This window comes from Gilliamella sp. X-57, assembly GCF_057063565.1.
Window position 1 is genome coordinate 1 of sequence record NZ_JBXSQI010000010.1, and the last position, 25,756, is coordinate 25,756.

General features: G+C 33.0%; 23 protein-coding genes. 17 read left to right on the forward strand and 6 right to left on the reverse strand.

Annotated features, from left to right (window positions below):
• Positions 1-221 precede the first annotated feature (221 nt).
• From ACYIAL_RS05880 to ACYIAL_RS05915, 8 genes are all read left to right on the forward strand, one after another.
• Positions 222-1,085, forward strand: a complete 864-nt coding sequence (locus tag ACYIAL_RS05880) for a rhodanese-like domain-containing protein (protein ID WP_483751193.1) — start codon at positions 222-224, stop codon at positions 1,083-1,085.
• Positions 1,086-1,120: 35 nt separating this feature from the next.
• On the forward strand, positions 1,121-4,879 hold the full coding sequence (locus ACYIAL_RS05885; protein ID WP_483751194.1) for an Ig-like domain-containing protein: 3,759 nt from the start codon (positions 1,121-1,123) through the stop codon (positions 4,877-4,879).
• Positions 4,880-4,964: 85 nt separating this feature from the next.
• Complete coding sequence (locus ACYIAL_RS05890; RefSeq protein ID WP_483751195.1) at positions 4,965-8,273, forward strand: hypothetical protein; 3,309 nt, start codon at positions 4,965-4,967, stop codon at positions 8,271-8,273.
• A 77-nt stretch (positions 8,274-8,350) separates the two neighbouring features.
• Complete coding sequence (locus ACYIAL_RS05895; RefSeq protein WP_483751228.1) at positions 8,351-9,040, forward strand: RHS repeat domain-containing protein; 690 nt, start codon at positions 8,351-8,353, stop codon at positions 9,038-9,040.
• Between the two features lie 276 nt (positions 9,041-9,316).
• Positions 9,317-9,646: a hypothetical protein gene (locus ACYIAL_RS05900; RefSeq protein ID WP_174797266.1), complete on the forward strand. Its 330-nt coding sequence runs from the start codon at positions 9,317-9,319 to the stop codon at positions 9,644-9,646.
• Positions 9,647-9,742: 96 nt separating this feature from the next.
• Positions 9,743-10,042, forward strand: coding sequence for a hypothetical protein (locus tag ACYIAL_RS05905; RefSeq protein ID WP_483751196.1), 300 nt, complete (start codon positions 9,743-9,745; stop codon positions 10,040-10,042).
• Positions 10,043-10,196: 154 nt separating this feature from the next.
• Positions 10,197-10,508, forward strand: coding sequence for a hypothetical protein (locus ACYIAL_RS05910; protein ID WP_483751197.1), 312 nt, complete (start codon positions 10,197-10,199; stop codon positions 10,506-10,508).
• Positions 10,509-10,830: 322 nt separating this feature from the next.
• Positions 10,831-11,550, forward strand: a complete 720-nt coding sequence (locus ACYIAL_RS05915; RefSeq protein WP_483751198.1) for a hypothetical protein — start codon at positions 10,831-10,833, stop codon at positions 11,548-11,550.
• A 434-nt stretch (positions 11,551-11,984) separates the two neighbouring features.
• Here ACYIAL_RS05915 and ACYIAL_RS05920 read toward each other — a convergent pair whose 3' ends face one another.
• Entirely contained in the window at positions 11,985-12,512 is a 528-nt protein-coding gene (locus tag ACYIAL_RS05920; protein WP_483751199.1) for a single-stranded DNA-binding protein, read from the reverse strand.
• Between the two features lie 216 nt (positions 12,513-12,728).
• Between ACYIAL_RS05920 and corA the strand changes: the two genes are divergently transcribed.
• The 4 genes from corA (at position 12,729) to ACYIAL_RS05940 (ending at position 15,504) form a co-directional block, all read left to right on the forward strand.
• Positions 12,729-13,670 (forward strand): magnesium/cobalt transporter CorA, encoded by a 942-nt coding sequence (gene corA, locus ACYIAL_RS05925; RefSeq protein ID WP_483751200.1) that lies wholly within the window; start codon positions 12,729-12,731, stop codon positions 13,668-13,670.
• A 182-nt stretch (positions 13,671-13,852) separates the two neighbouring features.
• Positions 13,853-14,812, forward strand: a complete 960-nt coding sequence (locus ACYIAL_RS05930) for a glucokinase (RefSeq protein ID WP_174797251.1) — start codon at positions 13,853-13,855, stop codon at positions 14,810-14,812.
• Positions 14,813-14,836: 24 nt separating this feature from the next.
• Entirely contained in the window at positions 14,837-15,085 is a 249-nt protein-coding gene (locus ACYIAL_RS05935; RefSeq protein ID WP_081303153.1) for a YcgL domain-containing protein, read from the forward strand.
• The gene (locus tag ACYIAL_RS05940; protein ID WP_483748461.1) at positions 15,082-15,504 is read left to right on the forward strand and encodes a YcgN family cysteine cluster protein; all 423 of its coding nucleotides are present in this window, start codon (positions 15,082-15,084) and stop codon (positions 15,502-15,504) included. Before ACYIAL_RS05935 ends, ACYIAL_RS05940 begins: the two co-directional genes overlap by 4 nt.
• Before the next feature lie 423 nt (positions 15,505-15,927).
• On the opposite strand, the gene ACYIAL_RS05945 is transcribed toward ACYIAL_RS05940, so the two are convergent.
• Positions 15,928-16,485 (reverse strand): YggT family protein, encoded by a 558-nt coding sequence (locus ACYIAL_RS05945; protein ID WP_483751201.1) that lies wholly within the window; start codon positions 16,483-16,485, stop codon positions 15,928-15,930.
• Positions 16,486-16,521: 36 nt separating this feature from the next.
• Positions 16,522-17,223 (reverse strand): YggS family pyridoxal phosphate-dependent enzyme, encoded by a 702-nt coding sequence (locus tag ACYIAL_RS05950; protein ID WP_483751202.1) that lies wholly within the window; start codon positions 17,221-17,223, stop codon positions 16,522-16,524.
• A 36-nt stretch (positions 17,224-17,259) separates the two neighbouring features.
• Between ACYIAL_RS05950 and ACYIAL_RS05955 the strand changes: the two genes are divergently transcribed.
• The 5 genes from ACYIAL_RS05955 to ACYIAL_RS05975 all read left to right on the forward strand — a co-directional run bounded on the left by ACYIAL_RS05955 (position 17,260) and on the right by ACYIAL_RS05975 (position 22,596).
• Positions 17,260-18,201, forward strand: a complete 942-nt coding sequence (locus ACYIAL_RS05955; protein WP_483751203.1) for a type IV pilus twitching motility protein PilT — start codon at positions 17,260-17,262, stop codon at positions 18,199-18,201.
• Between the two features lie 520 nt (positions 18,202-18,721).
• Complete coding sequence (locus tag ACYIAL_RS05960) at positions 18,722-20,155, forward strand: hypothetical protein (protein ID WP_483751204.1); 1,434 nt, start codon at positions 18,722-18,724, stop codon at positions 20,153-20,155.
• A gap of 344 nt (positions 20,156-20,499) precedes the next feature.
• A complete protein-coding gene (proC, locus tag ACYIAL_RS05965) occupies positions 20,500-21,309 on the forward strand; it encodes a pyrroline-5-carboxylate reductase (RefSeq protein ID WP_174797246.1) in 810 nt (269 codons plus the stop codon).
• Positions 21,310-21,954: 645 nt separating this feature from the next.
• Positions 21,955-22,164: a transcription antiterminator/RNA stability regulator CspE gene (gene cspE / locus ACYIAL_RS05970; protein ID WP_034909833.1), complete on the forward strand. Its 210-nt coding sequence runs from the start codon at positions 21,955-21,957 to the stop codon at positions 22,162-22,164.
• Between the two features lie 171 nt (positions 22,165-22,335).
• Positions 22,336-22,596: a DUF5339 family protein gene (locus ACYIAL_RS05975; RefSeq protein ID WP_174797245.1), complete on the forward strand. Its 261-nt coding sequence runs from the start codon at positions 22,336-22,338 to the stop codon at positions 22,594-22,596.
• A 6-nt stretch (positions 22,597-22,602) separates the two neighbouring features.
• Here ACYIAL_RS05975 and ACYIAL_RS05980 read toward each other — a convergent pair whose 3' ends face one another.
• The 3 genes from ACYIAL_RS05980 to ACYIAL_RS05990 all read right to left on the reverse strand — a co-directional run bounded on the left by ACYIAL_RS05980 (position 22,603) and on the right by ACYIAL_RS05990 (position 25,731).
• Positions 22,603-23,085 (reverse strand): thermonuclease family protein, encoded by a 483-nt coding sequence (locus ACYIAL_RS05980; RefSeq protein ID WP_483751205.1) that lies wholly within the window; start codon positions 23,083-23,085, stop codon positions 22,603-22,605.
• 237 nt (positions 23,086-23,322) lie between these two features.
• A complete protein-coding gene (fabA, locus tag ACYIAL_RS05985; protein WP_065581835.1) occupies positions 23,323-23,844 on the reverse strand; it encodes a bifunctional 3-hydroxydecanoyl-ACP dehydratase/trans-2-decenoyl-ACP isomerase in 522 nt (173 codons plus the stop codon).
• 114 nt (positions 23,845-23,958) lie between these two features.
• The gene (locus ACYIAL_RS05990) at positions 23,959-25,731 is read right to left on the reverse strand and encodes an AAA family ATPase (protein WP_483751206.1); all 1,773 of its coding nucleotides are present in this window, start codon (positions 25,729-25,731) and stop codon (positions 23,959-23,961) included.
• Positions 25,732-25,756: the final 25 nt, after the last annotated feature.

The following is a 25,756-nucleotide window of genomic DNA, read 5'->3' on the forward strand; positions in this document are numbered from 1 at the left end:
AAACTCGGCCGGTATTTCTCATTATTTGTAGTAGCTTTTCCCACCGTTTATCTGTTAGCATTGTTCTTGGCATGATGAATCGAGTTATGGTTGTTTTTTGCAGAATTATTATAACTCACATCATGCCGTCTAAAAAATAATCACGAAAGATCAACACGCCCTAATAAATAAAAATTAATTGTATTAAAACTTATTTAAATAATTTGAAAAGAAGTTTAAAAATGTCTGTTTTTTATTCTAATTTGCTATGTAGATTATTATTTTCTTGTATTGTGTTGTCTTTTTGTTGTCAGATTTCTGCAAATGAAATTAATGATTGTCAAGAAGATGTCCAAAATTATAGAGATCTTTTTACTCATTGGCCTATTAACCAACATAAAGAATCATTAGATAAGACGTTTTGGTTAACCATTGAACAGGCGAGTAATTTATCAGATGATGTAGTATGGATAGATGTTAGATCGAACTTATTTAACTCACATAATCAATTAGGTATTTTAACTATCCCGCTTAATCATTTAGAAAAAAAGGATTTTCTTTATGATAAAACAGTAGTATTAGTTGGAACAGGTTTTGAACAACAAACGATTAATCGAACAATCAATACTCTAAGGCAAAAAGGTTATAAGCATCTTTTTGCTTTATTAGGGGGGATTAGGACGTGGTCAAAGCTAAAAAAACAAAATTTACAGTTATCAAATATAATAACCCCTGAAGAATTTCTATTAGGCAGCAAAACTATTAACTGGCAGATCATTACAATTGGTTTAATGCCACAAGATATTGATACATTACCTGAAAAACCTATTAGAAATTTTAATTTATCAGAAGAATCTCATCTAGCTATAAAACATTTTTTAAAAAATAAAATTATTAACAATGATACCTTTATACAATATGTATTAATACCCCCTAATGAGCATATCACCCAATTATTAAAACGCACATTAACGATTCCTGAGTCAAGCGAAGTTGTTTGGTTAGAAGGCGGTTTAGCTAGTTATCAACACTATGTGAAGCAACAGGCAAACTTGGTTAATAACGCAGGCAAGAGTTTGTCTAAGCCTTGCAGGATAACGATATAATTTAATAAGAATTTTTAACTCTAATGGAGCAAAAAATGAAAGTTTATAAACGATGGAAAAGTCTATCTTTAAAATTAAATATAAGGCCCTCAAAAAGACGATCGATAAAACAAAAAAATAAATATGTAATCCTTTTCTTTGCTTTGTCTGTATTCGTTTATCATTCTAGTTATGCTGCTACAAATACTGGATTATATGGTGACGATAGATATGCAGGTCCTTTCCCAATAGGATTTAGCTTTAACTATTATGGTAGCAATTTTGATCAATTTTATGTCACAACTAATGGTTTGATTCAATTTACTAACCCAACTACCTCCTACATTAATACTTGTCTTCGTTCTTATAATAATACACTGTATGTGTTTTGGGATGATTTAAGAACCGATGTTTCAGGTCAGCCAACAGGGACTATTCAGTATGAAACTCAGGGAGAGGCACCTAATAGGAGGTTAATTGTTCAATGGACTAACCAGTATTACTTTGGTACTAATCTTCCAATGGGAACATTTCAGGCTATTCTTTATGAAAACTCTAATCAAATTAAGTATCAATATCGTTATTTGATAGGCGAACGTAGCAAAGGTAGCAGTGCTACAATCGGTATCCAAGGCGCATCAAATTATGCACAAATAGGTTGTAATACTGCAGATGTTGTTAAATCAGAACAAGCCATTTTATTTACACCAAATAGTGATTTTAGTAAGTATATTGTTGATCAAAATGCACCTTATAATTTTTTTGACATATCAGAATTAACGTTAGATGCACCAATACCAGTTAACCGTTATAGCCATCAAGCGCCGAGTTGGTCATGGCAAAAAATTAGTACACTCAATAGTTATGAAATTGATATTCAAGATCCATCTGGTAATACAGTTTATAGCGAAGTAGTCGGTGATATAGGGCAATTTACATTTGTTAATGGTTTGCAAAATGGTCAATCTTATCGAGCTCTTATCAGAGGAAGTATTAATAATGGTAGAACATGGGAAATGTGGTCTCCTCTTTCAACTTTAGTGACTATCGACACGATTAAACCAGTGGTTAAGCTCAAACAATTTAATCGTATTAATAGTGATACAGTGAAAGTAATTTTTACAACTTATGATAATTTAAGTGGTGTTAAATCGGGACATTTACAAATAGCAACTAACCCAAGTTTTGATACACCGCTCATTGATCAAGATATCCAAATTGATGCAAATAGCTACCAAATTCCGAATTTACCAGTTAAAGATAATGAAATATTATATGCACGTTTAAATGTAACTGATAAAGCTGGTAATGAATCAGGTTATACAGAGCCTTTAGCTATTGGTATTACAGCGCCAATATTAATTCAACCAGTCTCTAATTCAACGGTTAAAATATCAAATTTAGAGGTTCAAGGTAAAGCTGATGAAATTGGAAAAGTACAGCTATATTTGAATGGGATAATGGTTAATGATCCTGTTAAAGTTGATCAAAATGGTTATTTTTATAAAGTTGTTGATCTTAAGGAAGAGGGGAATTATCAATTAACGGCGGTACTTAATAGTGATTTTGGTATAAGTGAACACAGTAAACCTGTTTCAGTTAGTTTTAAACTACCGACACCAAAGGCAACAATTATAACACCAGCAGATAATCAAGCGATTTTTGCTCCTATGGATATCCAGATATCTGCAACAGATGAATTAGGAATTGATAAAGTCGAAGTTTACCTTGATGACCAATTATTTTCAACTTTGACCAAATCTCCTTATCAAGTTCATTGGCCATTAACACAACAAAATAATGGTAAACATAAATTAACCGTTAAAGCGATTAATTCGAGTGGTAAAGTTGCTACAATTGAACGTGAGGTAATGGTTAAAATGGAACCTCCTGCCCCACCACCGACAGCTTATACAGGGAAAGTTACCAATATCAATCCAAAAGTTAGCTATGGACTACAACCTATTACAATTACAGGGCAGGCGATTTATCGGAAGGATAATACTGTTGTTGCTAATGCACCAGTTAAGTTGGTATTAAAAATTAATGGCTTTGAGCGGAAGATTGCCATTGCAACTGATGATAAAGGAAATTTCTCTTATACTTTTATGCCTCAAGAAAATGATGCAGGTATATACCAAGTAGCCATTGTTCATCCAGATGAACTAACTATAACTTCACAAGCTAGTTTTGAAATTAATCGTATCGCCTTTAATTACCAAAATTATCATCTAAAAGCGGTACGTAACATTGTAATGCCTATAAATATGGTAGCTAAAGCGAATATTACTGCTAAAAATTTACGTTGGGTATTAACTGCAGATAATCAGCCGGATGGTATTTTGCCAAAAGGGATACAAATAAAATCTGAACCAATTGATATAAATAATGGTGAAACTGAATTAACCATGATTAATTTCATTGCTGATGATACAGCAACCGAAACGGGAAGTATTTATCTTGTCGCTTTAGCTGATGAATCAAATGATTTAATACGAGGTAAATTGAAAATTGATTATCAGTTAGGACAAGCAATGCCAACCCTTTATGCTATTCCAAATTATATTCAAACGGGTCTACAGCAGGGAACAATGGTAAGTGCCAATATTCATTTAGGCAATAAAGGATTGGCTAAAGCAGAAAATGTTCAAATTGAACTTCTTGATGAAAGTGGTAATCCAGCGCCAAACTGGATATTTATTGCTACTGATAAAACAATTGAATCAATTGCTGTTGATGAACAACTGCCTTTACAAATTATTGCTCAACCAGATAACAAGGTAAATGATGGTGTTTATCGTTTTAATCTTAAAATAGCACAGAATAACAATATATTAGGATCAATTCCCGTCAGTATTTCAGTGACGCAAAGCGGTCTGGGCATTGCACAATTTGATATCGCTGATATCTATACTGCAACATTGGATAAACAAGGTAATCCTATTGCAGGCGTAAAAGGTGCGACGATTAAATTGCAAAATGAAGCTGTGCTTACTCAACAATATAGCATTATCTCTAATGAACAGGGGATCGCCTTATTAGAAAATATCCCTACAGGAGTTTATCGCTATCGTGTGAGTGCACCAAACCATACGGATGTATCAGGTCGCATTGTTATTCGCCCTAATACTACTATTAATGAACATATTTTTTTAGAGTACCAAAACATCAATATTGAATTTGGTACAACAGAAACAGCAATTAAAGATATTTATGATATTGAGTTAAATGCAACTTTCAATACTTTAGTACCAGCACCTGTTGTTTTGATAGAACCTATGTCTATTAATTTAGCGGGTTTACAAATTGGTGAGGAAAAAGTGGGTGAGCTCACTATTACTAACTATGGTCTGATAGAGGCTAAAAATGTGGTATTAAATTTACCTAAAACTGATAATAAATTTAAGTATGAATTTTTTGGAGAAATACCTAATAGTCTCTTGCCTAAGGAAAAAAGAGTTATTGCTTATCGAGTCACAGCTCTTGATTCGAACCAAGCTCAAAGCGTTAAACCAGAAGCAACGATTGAAACAATGTTATTTAAAAGTAAAAATGCGGTTAGTAGCTGTTATTTAGCTCCTTATTTAGAGCTACATGAAAGTATATGCGCTAATGGTGATATATCTAAAGGTAATAGCGGTGGTTATTTTTATCAATATGTAGGGCAATGTTCATTAGCAGATTTTAATTGGGACTGGAGTAAAGGTATTCATTTTGGTGGTACTTTAGGCTCTCCTTTTGCCATGCCAATAGCCCCTGGTTGTGCTCCAGAAGCTAATTGTGCGAGTGCCGGTACGGCAAGCGGTGCTAGGTAATTTAAAAATGAAAATTAAAGTGTCAAATAACACAAAGGATCGCAACATGATAATTAAAAATATAAACAGGTATATAGCAATCTTTATGGTGATTACAATAATGATTGTCTCATTACCTAAAATAGCGTGTGCACAACTTTATAATGGTGATATACAAAAAATATCTGGTATAAGTGACGCCAGTGTTAAATTACCAAATACCGAATATACTGAAAGTACGATTGACCTACGGGTCAAAGTACTTGGTGGTGAAGTTAAACTTAATCGAACTTGGGTTAATGGTCGTTGGTATATAAATCCAGCTTGGGCTAATTTACGCTTTATTCTTGATCCGTTAGATAATAGTGTGAAAACCATTGATCGTGCTGGTACCATGTATCAACGTACTGGTGAGGAACAATTATACACCTACGAACACGTATCTATTAAGAAAACAGATAGTGGGTGGCATTGGTTCGATCAACAAGGAAATTGGATTAATTTTGATGATAAAGGACGCATTTTAGAATATGGTGATGCTAATAATGTAAAAGTTAGTTTTACATTAGATAAAGAAGGTCGTTGCATTGCTATTAAAGATCATTTTGATGAACAGGTATATAGTTTTGCTTATGATAATCAGGAACGTCTTATCAAAGTCAGTGATCGTGAGGGGCGAGTTGTAAGTTATGAATGGTCAGGAAATAAACTGGTAAAGGTCACAGATGTTCTTGGTTATGTATGGCATTATGGGTACGATGCAAATGGACAACTAAACCAAAAAACTGAGCCAGATGGTGGTGTAACTAAAATTGATTATACCGTATCAACTCCTGCACCGAAAACCGCTATGATAAGTGGTAAAGAAGGTGGGGTTATTTCAAAAAAAACAGTTGTTACAACAGGTTCTGATAATCGCGATACAAAATTAGCCCAAGTAGGTAAAATCACTAACAAAACCGGTGCGGTAACAATTTTTAATAGCCAATATAATCGCGTTAATAAGCAATATACTATTACTGTTAATGATCCAATAGGCAAAAAAACAGTTACCGTATTTGATGCCAAAGGTCGTGTTATTACTAAAACAGTAAATGATAGTATTACTGAATCCTATCAACGCGACAAAGCTAATCATTCTGTTAAGTATACTAATCAGCGAGGGCTAACAACAACCACGCAATATAATCAATCCGACTATCCAATAAAAATCACTTATCCTAATGGCGCCACAGAGCTTTATGAATACAATAAAGCCAATAATCCAATAAAAATCACAAATACTAAAGGCGATGTAATTAGCTTTCAGTACGATGCTTTTAATCGCCCTATTAAAGTTGTATATGCGGCAGGTAAACCCGAACAACGTATTATAAGCTTTAATTATGACAATTATGGTCAACAAATTGTCGCGACTATTAGTGGTGGTGATAAAGCGATTAATTTGCAACAAACTTATGACCGCTATGGCAATATAGCAACATATACTGATGGTAATGGCTATCAATCACAATACACTCATAATATTCAGGGACAAGTAAAAACAGTAAAAAACCCACTACAACAACTATGGCAGTTTAACTATAATTTAGCGGGTTATCTTACGGAATCTATTGATCCACTTAATCATAGTGTATCTTTATCAAATGATGAAATGGGGCGATTAATCAAAGTTGTCGATGCGTTGGGTAATAAAACTCAATATAGTTACAGTTTTAATCAGAACGGCTATGAAACAAAAGTTGTTGATGCACTCAATCAAACCACCACTTACCAGTATGATAACTTATATCGCCTAATCAAAACCATTAGTCCAACGGGATTAGTCACTCAACAAGCGTATAACACCGATGATAAACTCATACAGAAAGTTGATGTTGCAGGGAATATCTTAACTTATGAATATGGTGAAAAAGGTTCTAATTTAGCAGGTTTATTAGCGAAAGTTGTTTATCCAACCTTTACTGAGACATATAACTATAATGCTTTAGATAAAGTCACTGAGATTAATCAGCAACTAGATACGAATACTACATTAACCACTCATCGTATTTATGATCAATTAGGCTTAATGACCAGTGTCATTGATGCAGCGAATCGGGTTTCACAAACAGAATATAATGCCCTAGGGGAAATAGTAAAATCTATAGATGCTTTGAATCATGAAACCCGTTATCTGTCAGATTTATTAGGCAATATAACGCAAGTCACCGATGCAAATGATAACCAATATACGTTTGAATATGATAAAAATAATAATCTTATTAAAGAAACCAAGTCATTAGGGAATGAGGTTGAGTATAGCTATAACCAAGCAAATCAATTAATCGAGCAAAGACAAACGAATGGCAACCATATTCAATACCAATACGATGCGGCAGGAAATCTGGTAAAACAAAGCTATATTGAAAAAGACCAATCAACCCCAAGTCAGGTTGTCGCTTATAGCTATAATCAGGCTAATCAATTAATTGATGTACTACAAACTGGTGATACCTATTCCCACTTTGTTTATCAGCGCGATAAACTTGGTCGAGTAATTCAAGAAACGATTACCTATGGCACAGGTGCAGATAGTATTACTAAGACTTTGCAGTACGCTTATGATAAAGAGGGTAATTTAGCTTCCATCAGCTATCCAGATAATACAAAAGTAACCTATGGATATGATAAAAATCAGCTAAAACAGGCAACACTGGCTAATGGCGAGGTGATTAACTGGAGTGATTACCGCTGGTTTATGCCATCTAAAGTGACTTATCCTAATGCAACGCAAACTAAGCAGTATGATTCATTACAGCGCCCCTTACTGATAGGGTTAACGGCGAATCGCAAAACATTATTAAATCGCCAATATAGCTATGATAAGGTAGGTAATATAACCCGAATCGCAACAGAAAACGGGGAAAATAATTACCAATATGACTTATTAGACCGGCTTATTCTTGCTAAACCTAATATTGAACTACAAAAAAATGGACTCACTGTAGAGTCTTATAGCTACGATGCTATTGGTAATCGCATCGGTAGCGCGCAACAATTAGGCGAGTGGAAATACAATAAATTTAATCAGCTAATCAAATGGGGCGAAGGCACTAGTCAAACCACCTTGTCCTATACCCCTAATAGTCAGTTAGCCACTGAAGTTAGTGCAGATAAAAAATTAAGCTATCACTATAATGCAGCAGAGCGCCTTATCAGCGTTAACGACGAAACTACTGAACTGGTGACTTATCAATATGATCCTTTTGGTCGTCGTATTAGTAAAACCATTAATGGTGATATCACCTATTTTATTTATACCAATGAAGGTCTGATTGCTGAATTAGACCATCGCGGTCAGATGACTGTTGCCTATATGGTTGGGTACCTGATACCGAATGGGGAACCAGTCCACTGTGGCAGGCAAGTTTAACCGCTGCTAACCAGACACTACAAACTGCGTCTTACCATTATCTGATTACGGATCATTTAGGTACCCCCCAACTGGCCATTAACAATCAAGGCCAACAAACATGGAAAATGCACAGTGATGCCTTTGGTAATGCGGTATTAGATCCTAATAACCAAATTACCTTAAATTTACGTTTTCCGGGGCAATATTATGATAAAGAAACGGGGCTTTCTTATAATTATTTTAGGGATTATAATCCTAAAATAGGGCGTTATATCCAAAGCGATCCGATAGGCTTAAATGGTGGAGTAAATACCTTTAGTTATGTTGGTGGCAATCCGCTTTTATATCGAGATCCCTTAGGGAAAAATCCAGTAGCCCTTCTCTTTGTTGGCATAAGGGCATGTATGGCAAACCCACAATGTGTTGCAGTTGTGGGAGGCGCTATAGCTTATGGAGTATTAAATAACATTAAATTGTTAGAGGAATATAACTATGATTCATCAAATAATGGTCATGCTTTCTGTCCATCAGCTTCTATATCTACCACTACCAAGAAAAGCAAAGATAAGATTGAAGGTAAGGGCAAGTGGTTTTGTGAAGCAAAGTGTGATCTTCAAGCGATTGATCATAAATTAGATGGTAAAACTCCTGGAAGAGTACGAGGGGCTCATAGAGGAAGTTCTCAGTATGAGGCTTGTAATGCAGCAAAAAATAAAGCAAAAGCATTGACTCCTAGAGATGCTTATCCAAGGCATTGTTATTGTACTAAATGTTGGAAAAAATAATTAACTTACACAATAAGTAAGATAATAATTAAAACGAATATAAATTAGAAGATTAGAAGGGTGATAATTCTATAGATTATAAATTTATCATGAGCGAAAAATTAAGGTATGCTTATTTTTTCAGTATGAGTATGTTAATTATAATCAATCAAAGAATTGTTATTTTTAGTTAAATCGATCTCTCTATATTTCGCACAGAAATAAAGGGAGATTACTGTATCAGTTGATAAGAATTAAGAAAATCTTACGCGTGATTGTAAATAATGGAGAAATTAAATGACAAAAGTAGAAAAATTTGAATTGGCTAAAATAAAACAAGATAAATTAATAAAAACGATGATATATGAGGTAGATACTGATGAAGGTTCCATAGAATATCGATTAGAAATATATAGAAGAGAAAACGTATTTAAAGGCATCGTCTATAGAAAGGAGCTCTATCGAATGCGAGCTAATTATAAAGGAGGTATTGTAAAGTGCGATGAATTTATGTTTAGTCCAGATAATAATTTCAATCTTAATTTAATTAATTATAATGAATCAGAAGAAGATATCATTAATATTTTTTATAATGAATTAGAGAAAAATTTTAACTCTCTCAATTAATTATAATTACTATATAAATTGATATAGGTTAAAGAAAAGTTGAGTCGTGTTGCTTAGTATCTTGTAATATTCAAATAAACACTGGAAAAAATTAAAATGGCAAAGATAAAAAAATATGAATTAATAAAAACGATCATTTATGAATTAAGTAAAGATGAGCATTACGAAGAATTTAAATTAGAAATCTATAAAGGAGACAAAGATTTTAGAGGTATTGGTTATCGGTTAGACTCATATAGATTGAAACGTCGTTATGATGTTAAAAGATTTGTAAATAGCGATGTATCTTTATTTATTGAAGATTTTTATTTTTGTTACAACAAGTCGGAAGAAGATATCATTAATAATTTTTATATTAGGTTAGAGAAAATATTTGGGCCACTCAATTTGTTATAATTATCATTATTCTTAAAATTAATTAAACTAATGTAGCTTATTCAGTACCAGCCTAGCTTTGCTAAGATAGATAACCATAATATCTTTGGACAAGTATCTATATAAATTGATATAAAATAGAATTAAGAGTACTAATAAATAATGGGAAAACTCAATGGCAGAACTAAAACAATATGAATTAATAAAAACAATAATTTACAAAGTTGATACCAAAGATGATTACGCAGAATATAAATTAGAAGTCTATAAAGGAAATAACGGATTTAAAGGAATTATTTATAGAAAAGATTGCTATAGAATGTTAGCTCGTTATGATGAAAATTTTATAAATATCGATAAAAATCTATTTACTCTAGATAATAATTTTAATCGTTGTTTAATTAATTATAATGAATCGGAAGAAGATATCATTAATAATTTTTATATTAAGCTAGAGAAAATATTTGGACCACTCAATTTATTATAATTACCAGCGTTTTTAAAGTTAATTAGACTAATTTAGCTTATTCAGTACCTGCCTACCTTTGCTGAGACATATAACCATAATACGTTTGGACAAGTATCTATAGATGCTTTAGGTTATGAAATACAGTATATGTCATATTTATGAGGCAATACAGCACAAGTCACCGATGCAAATGATAACCAATACACGTTTGAATATGACAAAAATAATAATCTTATTAAAGAAACCAAGGCATTAGGAAATGAGGTTGAGTATAGCTATCACCGATAAATCAAGAAATAAAAAACTATAACATTTATTAGCAATTAAAAGAGGGATTTCTATGGTAAAAAAGGTAATAGCGCCTGAACAGGAAAAATATGATGCTATATATGAAGAAATATTATTCAATAAAATAGCGGATGCATTTTCTTGGCGAGAGCGTCCGAAAGATATGTGGGAATTAAGCTTTGAATATACCAAAATAATAATGCCTGATGATGAAATAGCGCTAAAACAATTTTTGGGTAAGAATTGGCAAGATATCACTTTTGATATATACGTAGACTATGTGGATGCTTTATATGCATTTACGCCATCAGCATATGCTTATTATTTACCTGGGTTACTCATCACTTCAGCTAAAGCTATAGATATAGCTATAGCTGAAGCTGAAGCTATAGCTAGAGCTGAAGCTGAAGCTGAGGCTAAAGCTATAGATATAGTTTTAGCTAGAACTAGAGCTAAAGCAAGAGCTATAACTAGAGCTGAAACTTTAGTTAAAGCAAGAGCTATAGAGGAGCAAAAAGCAAGGATTAAAGATTTTATAGATAGAATCGTATTTTGGATTATGGATTTTGAAGAAATACTGTCTAATAGTTATGACTTTGAACGCTGGGCAACATTAACCGTTGACGAATATTTAGCAGTTAAAGCTTGGCTAATATGGGTTACAAGAGAAGATACATATCAAGATGATGAAAGTGTATGTCAAAATAATGTGATGAATGCTCTGATTAGCCTAGACAAGCTTATTGACCTTGTTAAGCAACGAGAAAAATGACGCTGTAAATAAATTTATATATTTGCCTATTTTTGAACTAAGCGAATGAGTAAAAAATAGGTAGATACAAAATAGACGAAAAAAGCCTACGAAAAATGGCAGCGAAGTAGGAATAGGTGTAAAAATACTAGGAGATTTAGGTAAATTAACAGATTTTATAAATAATCTGGTAATTGAAACAAGCTGAGATATGGGGTTAACCATAAAATAATTATATTATTCTAATGGTTAATAGGAATATAGAATATGTTAGCGTTGTTGTTTCGTAATTGGTATTAATTACATACCCTAATTATTTACCTTTTTAACAAGGTACACTACAAGCGAATTTTTGCCAATTAGTTCTTTACATAAATAAACTAGCAATAAAAATAAAAAAGCCCTTAAATAAGGACCTTTTTAATATCCTTTACAGAATCGTTCTCTGGTAAACTCTAGAATGGAATATCGTCATCAAAATCCATTGGAGGTTCGGGAGTCGTGGCTGGTTGTGTTGGTGTTGCTGGTGCACTTGGTGTTGTCGGGCGAGATTGAGCAGCTGGTGCAGATGAAAAATTATTTGCGCTTTGTCCCCAATTTTGTGAGCCATCATTGAAACTTTCGCCACTATTTCTTGAGCTTAAAATCTGTAAGGTACCACCAATTGGATTGATCACCACTTCTGTAGTATAACGATCTTGTCCTGACTGATCTTGCCATTTTCGAGTTTGTAATTGCCCTTCAAGATAAATTTGTGAACCTTTTTTTAAGTATTCGCCAGCAATTTCAGCTAATTTACCGAAAACAACAACGCGATGCCATTCAGTACGATCGCGGGTTTCACCAGTTTGCTTATCTTTCCATGATTCTGATGTTGCGACACTTAAATTAGCAACTGCATTACCATTAGACATGTAACGAACTTCTGGATCTTGTCCTAAGTTACCAACTAAAATGACTTTATTTATTCCTCGATTGGCCATTGTTAACTCCTAAAAATTGCATAAGTATTTAAGCTAGGTATTGTAACATGAGACTATAGTAATATCAGCGAATTTAATTCAATTAATGGAATATTGCTCCCATTATGTAAAGATAGAGAAAGATTGGTCTAACCATAGGAATTTGTTACTTTAACGAGTATAATGCCAGATATTTGTTGATGTATTGTTCTAAACATTCCCTCTACTGGAGACCTTATGATTAATGCGTTTGGATTAAAAAACAAACAATTAGTAAAAATTAATGAAAGCGATATAAATAATGCGACTTGGGTTGATTTGATTGAACCAGAAGAAGCAGATCGTGATTTTGTTTTAACACATTTAGGACAAAACTTAGCAACGAGTATCGAGTTAGATGATATTGAGGCGTCAGCGCGTTTTTTTGAGGACAACGAAGGATTACATGTTCACTCTTTCTTTTTTTATGCAGATGCGGAAGACCGAGCAGGTAACTCAACAGTTGCATTTACTGTGCACAATGGCCGTCTATTTACTTTGCGTGAGCGTGATCTTCCAGCCTTTCGTTTGTATCGCATGCGTTCTCGTTATCAAAGCATGAACGATGGAAATCCCTATGAAGTATTACTTGATTTGTTTGAAGTTAAAGTAGAACAATTAGCCGATCAAATCGAAAATATTTATAGTGAATTAGAAGAGTTAAGTTTAATTATTATGGATCGCTCTGCGCAAGAACATTATGATGAAGCGATCACCTCATTAGCTGAGCTTGAAGATACCGCGTGGAAAGTACGGCTTTGTTTAATGGATAGTCAACGAGCAGTTAACTATTTAGTTCGTCGAGCAAAAATGCCAGTAGATCAACTCGAACAAGCTCGTGAAGTGATTCGCGATATTGAGTCACTTGTTCCACATAATGAATCATTATTTCAAAAAGTAAACTTCTTAATGCAAGCTGCAACCAGCTTCATTAATATTGAACAAAGTCGAATTATTAAAATTTTCTCGGTTGTGTCGGTTGTGTTTTTACCACCAACAGTGGTTGCTTCTGCATATGGTATGAACTTTGAATTTATGCCTGAATTAAAATGGGAGTACGGTTATCCGTTTTCATTACTATTAATGTTACTAGCGGGTGTTGCGCCTTATATTTATTTTAAACTTAAAAAGTGGTTGTAGATTTTGGTTATTTAAAAATTTATCCGCTAACTCGGTTTAGCGGAGCCTCATATAAGCAATATCAATTAAGGTAAATTAGTTAAATTATTATAAATAGTTGATAATATTACCTATTACGCTTTCAGTATGATGAATAAAAAGCTTAGTATTAAAATAATTAATTTATCATAAAAGGGAACAACATGAGTCAATATGCACTAGTCACAGATATTGGTGGTACCAATGCTCGTTTTGCGTTGTATGATTTAGCAACTAACGAGTTATCTGCAATCACTAAAATTCTTATCTCAAAAAATGATATATTATTAACATTAATTAAAGACTATTTAGCATCCCAATCAGTAACCGTTGAGATGGCTTGTATTGCAATTGCTTGCCCGATTGATGATGAGGATGTGATCAATATGACTAATAATGATTTGTCATTTTCGCGTTCTGAATTAATTCAAGCATTGAATCTTATAAAACTTGAGGTGATTAATGATTTTACAGCAGTGTCAATGTCGATACCTCTTTTATCAAAAGAAGATTTAATCAAAATTGGTGGTGACGAACCTAACCTAAATTACCCTATTGCAATTTATGGTGCAGGTACAGGGTTAGGCGTGTCTCATTTAATAAAAATTAAGCAGCATTGGATTAGTTTATCTGGAGAGGGCGGTCATACCGAATTGCCGATGACCAGTGAAGATGAAGATCGTATTTTAGATCAGCTAAGAAAAAAGTTTGGACGAGTTTCGACCGAACGTTTCCTATCAGGAAATGGTATTGTTAATATTTATCAAGCGCTATTGCAAATTAATGAACAACCTATAGAAGCACTTACGCCAGACATTATTGTTAAAAATGCCTTGTCAAAAAGTTGCCCGCTCTGTTTGCAAACTCTAACGTATTTTTGTACTTTTATGGGACGATTTGGCGGTAATTTGGCTTTAACACTCAATACCCAAGGTGGTGTTTATATTGCTGGGGGGATTGTGCCACGTTTTATCGAATTTTTTAAATCATCACCATTTAGAGAGGCATTTGAACATAAAGGTCGCATGTCTTATTTAGTTAAAAAAATTCCTGTTTATGTGATAACTCATGAAGATCCAGGGCTATTGGGTGCAGGTGTTTATTTGCAAAACAGTCTTAAGTAAGGTTTATTGATAAGGTTTTATTTTATGATGTGGTGTTATATTTATCGAAGTACTAAAAAAGAAAATTGCTATTTGTATATGGAACATGAAAATGACTTTTCAAGTATTCCAGAAAAAATACTTTCTATTTTTGGTTCGCCGGTATTTGTGATGAAAGTATTACTTGATGGTAAACGGCGTTTTGTGGTCGGTACTTCGGATGAAATTGAAGAAAAAATAAAGACAGATGGTTTTTTCTTGCAGATGTTAAAAGAAGATGATTTTAAAGTATGATTGAACCATTTTGGGAATCTAAAACATTAGATCAAATGAGCGATGATGAATGGGAACAGCTTTGTGATGGCTGTGGCCAATGTTGTCTTAATAAGTTAATGGACGAAGATACCGACGAAATCTTGTATACCAATGTGGCTTGTAATTTACTTGATTCTAAGACTTGTCAATGCAAACATTATCATAATCGTTTTAAATATGAACCCGATTGTATTAAGCTAACACGTGAAAATCTGTTTATCATTGAATGGTTACCACCAACTTGTACTTATCGTTATTTTTCTGAAACAGGGCAACTGCCTCATTGGCACCCACTAATTACGGGAAATAAGAAACTTATGCATAAGCTGAAAATATCCGTTAAAAATCGCATTGTTTATGAAAAAGATGTAATTTGTTGGGAAGATCATATTATTTAAAAAGAGAGCTATTGTTTTCTCAGATTGTTGATAAGTTTCGCTATTATTTAAATCTAACATAGTGCTACCAAGGATATTTTATAAAAGCATTTAAGTGAAAAATTTAATAAAATAAATGATTTAACTGACTGTTTTATTAAAATAAGACTGCTTTTTATTAGGTAGGCAATTGGGGCGTAACAGTTGGATTTAAAGCGATTGGCTTGCTAGTTCGCAAATAAACTCAAAATCAGTGGTATTTACAATGTTAAGAACAAAATGATTTTGTGGAAAGGTTTGTTCTCTTTTTTATGTTTATTGAATGTATTTTTCAGTATTGGCAATACCTTTGATTATTTTGCACTTATCTATTAGATAAAAAACTCGCTAAAAAGCGAGCTCTTTCTCAACAACCTAAAAAAGTTTTCTCTCTGTTATTTGAACTTAAAGTATAAGCCATAAATAGCCAACAATATCGATAGCAAACATATTTAAAAACATCAAAATAAATACGAAAATCATAAATGAGATATCAATCATACCTATAGGGGGGACTATGCGACGGATTGGCGATATAAGAGGTTCTGTTAACTGAGCAAGCAATTCATCTGCACCCGATTGTCCTCGACTTACCCAACTCGAAATAGCTCGAAATAGTAATAACCAAAATAATAAATATCCAAATGCATGCACTATGGCGGCAATAGCATATAAAAGGTATTCATAAGACCAAATTGGTTTATTCATCATGCCATAATAGTAAATAAAAACGATCTTCATAACAGCAACAAAGTACAAAAGAACCCATGTAGTGGTATCCATACGCTTAATCGAAGGAATAACTTTACGTAATGGGCCAATAATAGGTTGAGTTATTTTGACAATAAATTGGGTAAATGGATTATAAAAATTTACACGTGCAGTTTGCATCCATAAACGCAAAATTAAGATATATAGACATAGCGTTAAAATAGTTTTTCCCAGAAAATAAAGTGATGTCATTTAAGACTCCTTAATATAAACTCTTTTGGCAATATATCACAAATATTGCCTTGCTCCAAAGATTGCCGTTCCTATGCGAACCATAGTACTACCAGCAATAATCGCAGCTTGCATATCGCCACTCATCCCCATAGATAATGTATCCATAAATGGGTAATCCGCCTGTAATGATTGCAGAAGTTGTTGCATTTGCTTGAAAGTATCTAATTGTTTATTAAAATCATTTTCTATTTCAGGAATAGCCATTAAACCACGTAAATTTAAATTTGGTAGCGTAATAATGTGTTGTACCAAATCTGCAACATTTTCAGAAGCAACCCCCGATTTACTGGCTTCTTGACTAATATTAACTTGAATTAAAACATTGAGTTTGTTCATATTAGCAGGGCGCTGATCGTTTAAACGCTGTGCGATTTTAAATCGATCAATGGTGTGCATCCAGTCAAAGTGTTCAGCGACTAATTTGCTTTTATTGGATTGTAACGGACCAATAAAATGCCATGTAAGTGCATTATTTGGCATGATTTGTTTGAAATATTGAATCTTTTCTACGCCTTCTTGCACATAGTTTTCACCAAAAGCGGATTGACCCGCATTTATTGCTTCGGTGATTTGTTGTACAGATTTGGTTTTACTGACTGCAATAAGTTCTATTGTATTGGGATTGCGTTCGCACTTTAATGCAATTTTCTCAATTTCTTTTTTAATAACAATTAAATTGTCTTGTATTGTATTCATGTTAATTCCCAATTGGTAATTAGTAGGTAAAATTTAATGTTAAACTCAATTTTGGCTCTTAGTGTAACGCAAAATGCGTCAGATTTGCACCTTTCAAGTGGCACAGCACCATGCATTCGAGTGAATGGGCAATTACATTTTTTGTCTGAAGAAAAATTATCGCCATTACAACTCGAAATAGAATTATTTAATTTACTGGAACAATCACAAATTGATACCTTTAAACAAAGTGGACAACTTGATTTTGCTTATCAATTGGCAGAAATAGGAAGATTTAGGGTAAATATTTTCTATCAACAGCGCGGCATTTCAGCAGTATTTCGTGTTATTAATCATCGTATTCCGACCTTATCACAAATTAATGCGCCTGCTATTTTTAGAAAGCTTGCTACAATTGACTCAGGGATTATTCTTATAACAGGTACAACAGGAAGTGGTAAATCGACGACTTTAGCATCATTAATTCAATATATAAATTCGACTGTCGCTAAGCATATTATTACTTTAGAAGATCCAATTGAATATATTTACCAAAATGATAAATCATTAATTCAGCAATGCGAGGTGGCAAATTTTGAAAGTGCTATCGATAGCCTTTTACGACAAGATCCCGATATCATATTGCTAGGTGAACTACGCAATCAACACTCAATCCAAGCAGCATTAACAGCTGCTGAAACAGGTCATTTAGTTTTTGCCACTTTGCATACTCACTCTGCTATTCAGACCATTAATCGTATTATTGACGTATTTGAAGATAGTTCACGAGGTTTTATTCGCACGCAATTATCAACAAGTCTAAGAGCTGTTATAAGTCAAAAATTAGTTCCAGATAATAACGGACGTAAAGCTTTATTTGAAGTATTGATTAATACTCCAGCAGTTAGTAATTTGATCAATGAAGGCAAAACGAAGCAGATCTTCTCGCTTATGCAGACTGGGCAGCAGTATGGCATGCAAATTATGGTAGATCAGTAATTCATTCAATTGAAATCCTGTTTGATTGTAAACCAATTTTATGTGTTTAACTGTATAGCTCAGAGTAGAAAATAAGATATCTTTACAAATTTTAACAAAAAAAAAGAAGATTTACATTAAAACGATATGTTTTTTCATTTATAATTTACAACGTTGTTTTGTTAGTTACCACACAATTGTATTTCAGGCTCTAAAAGTAAAGTTTTTAAAACAAAATAAGTTAGAACAATTGATTAACAAGTTATTAATTGCTATTGAACTAATTCCACTTTAGAAAATTCACGGAATTTAGAGGAAACAAAGTAAAATAGGATGGGTAATGCTATAATGAAGAAACAAACAAACAAACAAACAAAAAAGATATACTTTTGAACAATTTACTAAATTAATTTCACAGACATCGTCAATTTTTAAGCTTTCTATTCCCTTTTTAAATAATCAGGTACATAACCAGACTTTGTCTATAATTTTGTTAAATTTGAGTGTTAAGCGCTGTATTTGTCGAACAATAGTTGTATTATTGAGCTTAATTACATCAAGCAATGCAATAGCTGGGCTTTCAGCAATGACAATGAGAGAGATTCATGGCAGTGCACCATATTTAACATTTGATGATGGAGTGACGCACGCAAATTCAGTTATTCCATTGTTATCAATTACATTGCCTGGGAATAAGGTTATTAATGCATCAGAAGATAGTTCGAGTATGGAAGAACCAATAATTTTGGATAATTCAGATGCAACTTTTACAGATATACAAACATTTGTACCATTTATAAACTATCCACATGTATCAACTGATAAAGTTCTTGAAAGTCATGGCTACTTGAAAGATGATGATGGCGATGTTATTCAAGGTAACGGAAGTAGTAGATTAAAAATAAAATGGCAGAATATAGAAGGTCAAGATATTACTAATTATGTGAAGCATAATGCTAATAGCTTACTCAATGGGTGTGATGCTCCTTATAAATTAACGTTAGAAGTCGGAGATATCAGCATTAAAACTGAATATGGTATACCATCTCAAAGTGGTAAATTTACGGGTGGAAAGCATACCTATTATCTTTATCCTAAAATTGATAGACCAAAATTTTGTTATGCAAAACCGAATTTAGAATTTGATTTTCATTCAGGTGTAATCCCTTATGACGGAGCAATTTCCTCTATCAACGCTGTGAACGGTGAGTGGAATAAGCATAGGGGGTTTTATGCTTATAATTCAGTTAACCCTGGGGCAAATTTTCCATCCACAGGTTCTCATAATCTGTTTTTTTATCTGAGCGTTGCAGGGATAAAAGCGGAAGAATTTGTTAATACTAATGGTAATACGATTTCTAAAGGGGGAGTAACTCTCAAATTGCATGCGGCAAACACTTATCCTACTGGTTTAGTAAAAGTTACCTTAACTGGTCCTAATTTTGAACATCCAGGGACTTTTATACCTTCAACATTTTATTGGAGGGATACAAATAATCAACCGTTATATAGTTTTAAGCTAGAGCGTTGGTATGTGGCTAAAAAAGGCGGTGCAGGTGGATATCAAAATGCTGTAACGTTTTGTAATACTTTTAATGGTGGTGGATATCGCGTAACAAAAGTACATGACTTGACCAATGCCAGACGAGGTGGTCTTGTGAATTGGCAAAATGGTATAGTTGAAGAATTCTATTCGCGAAAAATCAGTTATAAAAAGAATGGTTATTGGATGGGGGGGCTATTTAGTGAATGGGGACGGACGACTAAAATCTATTATAAAGATAGCGATTGGGAATATTTTCTTGTTGGTGAGTCTGCTTGGGGGGATTTTCGAGGGTATTATTGGACTACAGATTTTCATTACAAACACGATTTTAATGATATCTTTAATTATGTTGTAGATACAAATACAGGCATTGTTGGCGATAGAGGTGGTGGTGATTTAGACTTTAGAGTAGCATGCGTTAGCCCTTAGTTGAGTGTTATAATTTAAAATGTATCTAATTACGACTATTTAGACAAGAAAAAAGTAGTAAATTATTGTCTAACTAGTCACTTAGAATTCTGGTTGTTGTGAGCTAAACAATAATATGTTATGTAAATTATTTTCAATTAATACTATCCAAAACTTTATTTTGTTTATTTCGATAAGAAATAAAATACCCAACTATTACTCATAAGTTCTAACAAAAATGAACTTTAGATCTAAAAATACTTGTGAATATAGTTAACAATAAACTATTTTGGTAAAAGTTGGGTTTTGGATCAAAAAATATTCTATAATTGTCAACAAGTATAGATACTAAAAGTGATTAATAAATGGAACAAAAAATTGGTTTTATTGGTTTAGGAAACATGGGCACGGCAATTTTGCAAGGCATTTTGGGCAGTAATATTGTATCAGGAACACAGCTTTATGTTTATGATCCTCATTTAGAAAAAGGTCAAGCGCTTAATCAAACTTATTCAGTTAATAATCTGGATTCAGCAAGAGATGTTGTTCGTGAGTCAGATATTGTATTGGTTGCGGTTAAACCTAATGTGATTGTTGATGTGCTTAATGATATTCAAAAAGAATTAAAAAGGGATACTATCGTTATTTCAATTGCTGCTGGTGTCACTATTAAGACAATTGCAAAATGTGTGGGCTATGAGCAAAAAATTGTTCGCGTTATGCCAAATACCCCAGCGCTTGTCAATGCCGCTATGTGCTCAATTACACCGAATTCTGAAATTACCCATAAAGAGTTGTCAATAGTACAAACATTATTAAATTGCATTGGCAAAACTGAGATTGTTCCTGAATCTTTAATCGATGCAGTTATTGGCGCAAGTGGATCTTCGCCAGCGTTTGTGTTTATGTTTATTGAAGCTTTAGCTGATGGTGCAGTTAAAGGCGGATTATCAAGAAAACAAGCCTATAAATTTGCTGCACAAGCAGTTTTGGGTTCGGCAAAACTATTATTAGAAACAGGTAAACATCCAGGTGAATTAAAAGATATGGTTTGTTCACCTGCGGGCACTACGATTGAAGGGGTACAAATGCTTGAAGCTAAAGGATTTAGATCAGCGGTAATTGATGCTGTAGAGGCAACAATTAATAAATCTAAAGAGCTTGCAGAAAAATAAATATAAAATTTAGTTATATTTAAAATATTAAAATTTATCAAATAACTATGATGATATTGTCAATCAAGAGATATGATTAAATCTAAATCATGATTGAACTTGTGTAATATAGAAAATGTGCAGGATAAAGCGTAAATAAAACATCTTTCTTTTGCCATTGGCTGAATTAAATTAATAATAAAATAACAAAGTATTGTACGTACTAATATTGACGAAGCCGAGATTATACCAGAATATTTAATTGATGCTGTTATTCGTGTAGCTAGACAACTTTCTCTTTTTTGTTGATATTTATTGCGAAGTTAGCTGATAACACTGTTAAATTCAGTTATTCCAAAAAATAAGTTATAAATTTATAATGTTATGCAATTGAATTAACAATTATGAATTGTTCTATTTCAGTACTATTAACAAATCTTTCAAAAGATTTCTTGCATTAGTTATTTTTTTATGCGTAAATAGAACTAAGCATACGACATGCGGATTTATTTTGTAACATTTAGATATATGTAGTTTGTAGTTTACGATGTCTTAGAGATTAGTTTTCTTCAGTATCTTCTTCTTAGTGTTAGTGAGTAATCTAGGTTTTATGTTTTTGAATATAGCCTTAATGGCTAAGATTAATTTATTTATAGGAAGATTATTATGTCTAAGAAAACTGGTCAAGTTAAATGGTTCAACGAAAGTAAAGGTTTTGGTTTTATTTCTCCTGCTGATGGTAGTAAAGATGTATTTGTACATTTTTCAGCAATTTCTGGTGATGGATTCAAAACATTAGGCGAAGGTCAACAAGTAGAATTCTCAATTCAAGACAGCCCTCGTGGTCCTGCGGCAGCAGATGTTACCATCATCTAAGATTTATATTTTATTTTTTAGTTTTGCTACCCTATCGGTAAATTGTTACTGATAGGGTATTTTCTTATATAGACTTCCCGCCTTAAATTCTTTACCATATTCTGGCTATTTCTAGTATTAATTATCATTTTTCATGATATTAGCAATAAACTTATGATATAAGGAAAGAAAATGAAAAGATTACTATTTATTGTGTTATTAGGTTTTTCTTCAATTTCTATGGCGGATTTAACTGAATCATGTAAAACCTATTTTGATAAACTTGACAGTTTTATGAAAGCAATTCCTAAACAACAATCTGATATGATTAAACAAAGCGTTGAACTGGCTAAACAACAAATTTCGTCACTGTCTGCAGATAATCAAGCTCCAGCTTGTAAGCGAGGTATGGATTTTCTTCAACAAGCTGAAGCAAATTTATTTAAAAAATAATATAATTTATCGTTTATTATGACGAAAATCCCAAGGAGCTATAGGATGTTTATCTTTCCATAGCCCTTTTTGGGTTTGTTTTGCACTTACCTCTAATTTTACCATTATCTTGTTGTCAGCAACCCCTTTATAACGATAAGCCCAAGCGTAACCACTTTCTACCATTTTGGCATTGATATTCACCTTATTAAAAAAGATAGTACCTAAAGTTCTTTTATAGATATCCTTTTTATTTTCTTTGACAAAAACATTTTTACCCGCAATGAGTGAGGCTAAATATCTTCGTGATGCATTACCAAAGGCTTGCCCTCTTTCTGGCGCATCAATATCAAGTAATCGAACACGAATTTTTTGCTTTTTTACCGTCAAAATATCTACTGTGTCTCCATCAATCACTTTGACAACTTTACCACTGAAATCAGCATAAGCTAGCGTATTTGATAAAAAAGATAGAATAATAAAAATCAATAAGTGTTTTAAGTAATTCATGATAAATAAAAAAGGTATAATAATTTGTAGCATTATACATTGATTATTGAAACTTACGACGTTGTGATGATATTTTTACTTGATAATTAGCCGTTTGTTTCATGTCTGCTTTTGTGTTTACACCATGATAAACAAAATCTAACTTAGCGATGATAAATTATTTTTAATGAGAAAAAGCATTATATTCAGCCATACTTATATTGTGTATGGCTGATTGGGGTGGGGAAGATTTTTAAATTAAAAAGTATTGGTATCTTGGAATAAACCTACTTTTAAATCAGATGCTTGGTAAATTAATTTGCCATCAACAAAAACTTCACCATCACCAATACCCATAATTAATTTGCGGTTAATTACGCGTTTAAAATGGATTTTATAAGTCACTTTTTTATTGGTTGGTAATACTTGTCCAGTGAATTTTACTTCACCAACACCTAAAGCTCGCCCTTTACCTTTACCGCCAATCCAACCTAAATAAAAGCCTACCAATTGCCACATAGCATCAAGCCCTAGGCAACCAGGCATAACTGGATCATTTTTAAAATGACATTTAAAAAACCATAAATCAGGATTAATATCAAGTTCTGCCTCGACAAAACCTTTGCCAAAATTACCACCGTTTTCATTCATCTCGATAACACGATCCATCATTAACATTAAATCAGATGGTAATGGAGGGCCATCATGGCCAAATAGTTCATTATTTCCTGATTTAATTAAATCAGCTTTATCGTACGATGATTTACGTTCAAATGTCATAAAAAAACCTTTTATTTAATGTAAATTAAAACATGCTTTAAAAAATTGAAAGTTACCTAGCTCTTATTTATTCCATAATGAATAAAATTTTGGGCTAAAGTTTATTGGGTATTGTTACTTTTTGCAATATTTTTGCCATTTAGTTAGCCAACTATCTTGTTTTTTGTCTTGTAATAATGCTGCCTGCATACGCGCATGAATTAATTGGTAAAGATTGATACTACTTTTATCTTTATACGGAATACCTGTCAGCAAATAAAGAGCATCGGCAATATGTTCAACTGTCCATATTGAAAACTTATCTTGTTCAATAGCTTCAATAACTTCATCACTTAAACTTAAATGGCGTTGATTGGTGGCTGGTATGATCACTCCTTGTTGACCTGTTAAGCCTTGATGCTGACAAACGGCAAAAAATCCTTCAATTTTTTCGTTAACACCTCCAATTGCTTGAACATGACCAAATTGATCCACTGAACCGGTTACAGCCAACTGCTGATCGATAGGTTGCTGAGATAAAGCGCTAATGATTGCACAAAGTCCGGCAAGCGAAGCACTATCACCATCAATTTCACTATAAGATTGCTCAAAAACCAAAGAAGTCGAAAAAGGTAATTGGTGATTAAATGCAAACTCAGACATGATAAAAGACTGCATTATCATCATTCCTTTTGAATGAATATTACCGGCTAATTCTGTTTTGCGTTCAATATCAATGAGTTCACCATCGCCAAAATGAATAAGGCAACTTAAACGTGTCGGTTCGCCGATAGCTTTTGGATGTCCAGGATATTCAATTACCGATAAACCATTTATTTGTCCAACCACTTGATCTTTCGTATTAATCATTATTTGATTACTAAATATTTCATCATGCACTCTATCTTGCAAATAATCTTCGTGCCATGATTTTCTCTTGATCGCAGTTGTAATCGCTGATTCGTCTATTACATTATTTTGCATAAAGTAAGTTGCATTGACTAATAATGAATTAACCCAATCAACCGAAAGGGGTAGATAATATTGGTCACCAGTATAGCGAGTTGCTACTTTGTAAATTTTTGCAATAGCCGAGGTATCAATATCGGGTAATTGCTGTTTATGGGCAATAAATTTTAAATAGTTAATCCAGTGTTCAAGTTGTTCGGGTGATTTAATCTGTAATTCATTTTCAAATTCAGTGTAAATAGATGTTGAATAAAATTCAGGTTCGAAATCTTGTAATTCGGCTAAACTTAATCTATCTCCGACTAAAATGACACGTAAATCAAGTGGCATAGGCGGAATAGATAAGGGTAAAGGATGAGATTCGTCAGATGAACTCCACTCAAATTCTTGTTTCATTATCATGTGCTTTAGCTTTGTCCATAACGATGGTTGGCTAAGTAGCGAGCGAAGACCTAAAATTAAAACGCCACCGTTAGCACGATGAACTAGTCCTGCTTGTAATTTAATTGGGCCATTTTCAGGTTGTCTAACACACCCAAAAAGTTTTTCAGCATCAACAGAAGAAGCAAATAAGCAATTATCTTGAGCTGCAAAATTATCTTGCTTGCTTTTCGCTTTGGTTAGTGTAATTTTGTTTTCGCTAAAAAAATAACTATAACCGAGCGGGGCTGGTGATAAATCACATTTAATGGCTTGCCTTAGTAAATCAAAAAGAAGCTCACTTTCAGGTGCTTTAAGCAATATAAAACGTGGTCTATAACATTCTCTCTTTTGGGTGCATAACAGGGATAAAGCAGATGCAGCGCGAGGTTGCCACATGAGTAAATGTTCTGATTTTTCTGATGCTAATACTGTTGAAGTATTCGTCGTGTTTTTGCGTTTAGAAAAATAAGATAAATCAGGTTGGATTTGTTGTGCGTTGAGTTGTGTAATGGCCAAAATTATTGTCTTTTTGTTAGCTTAT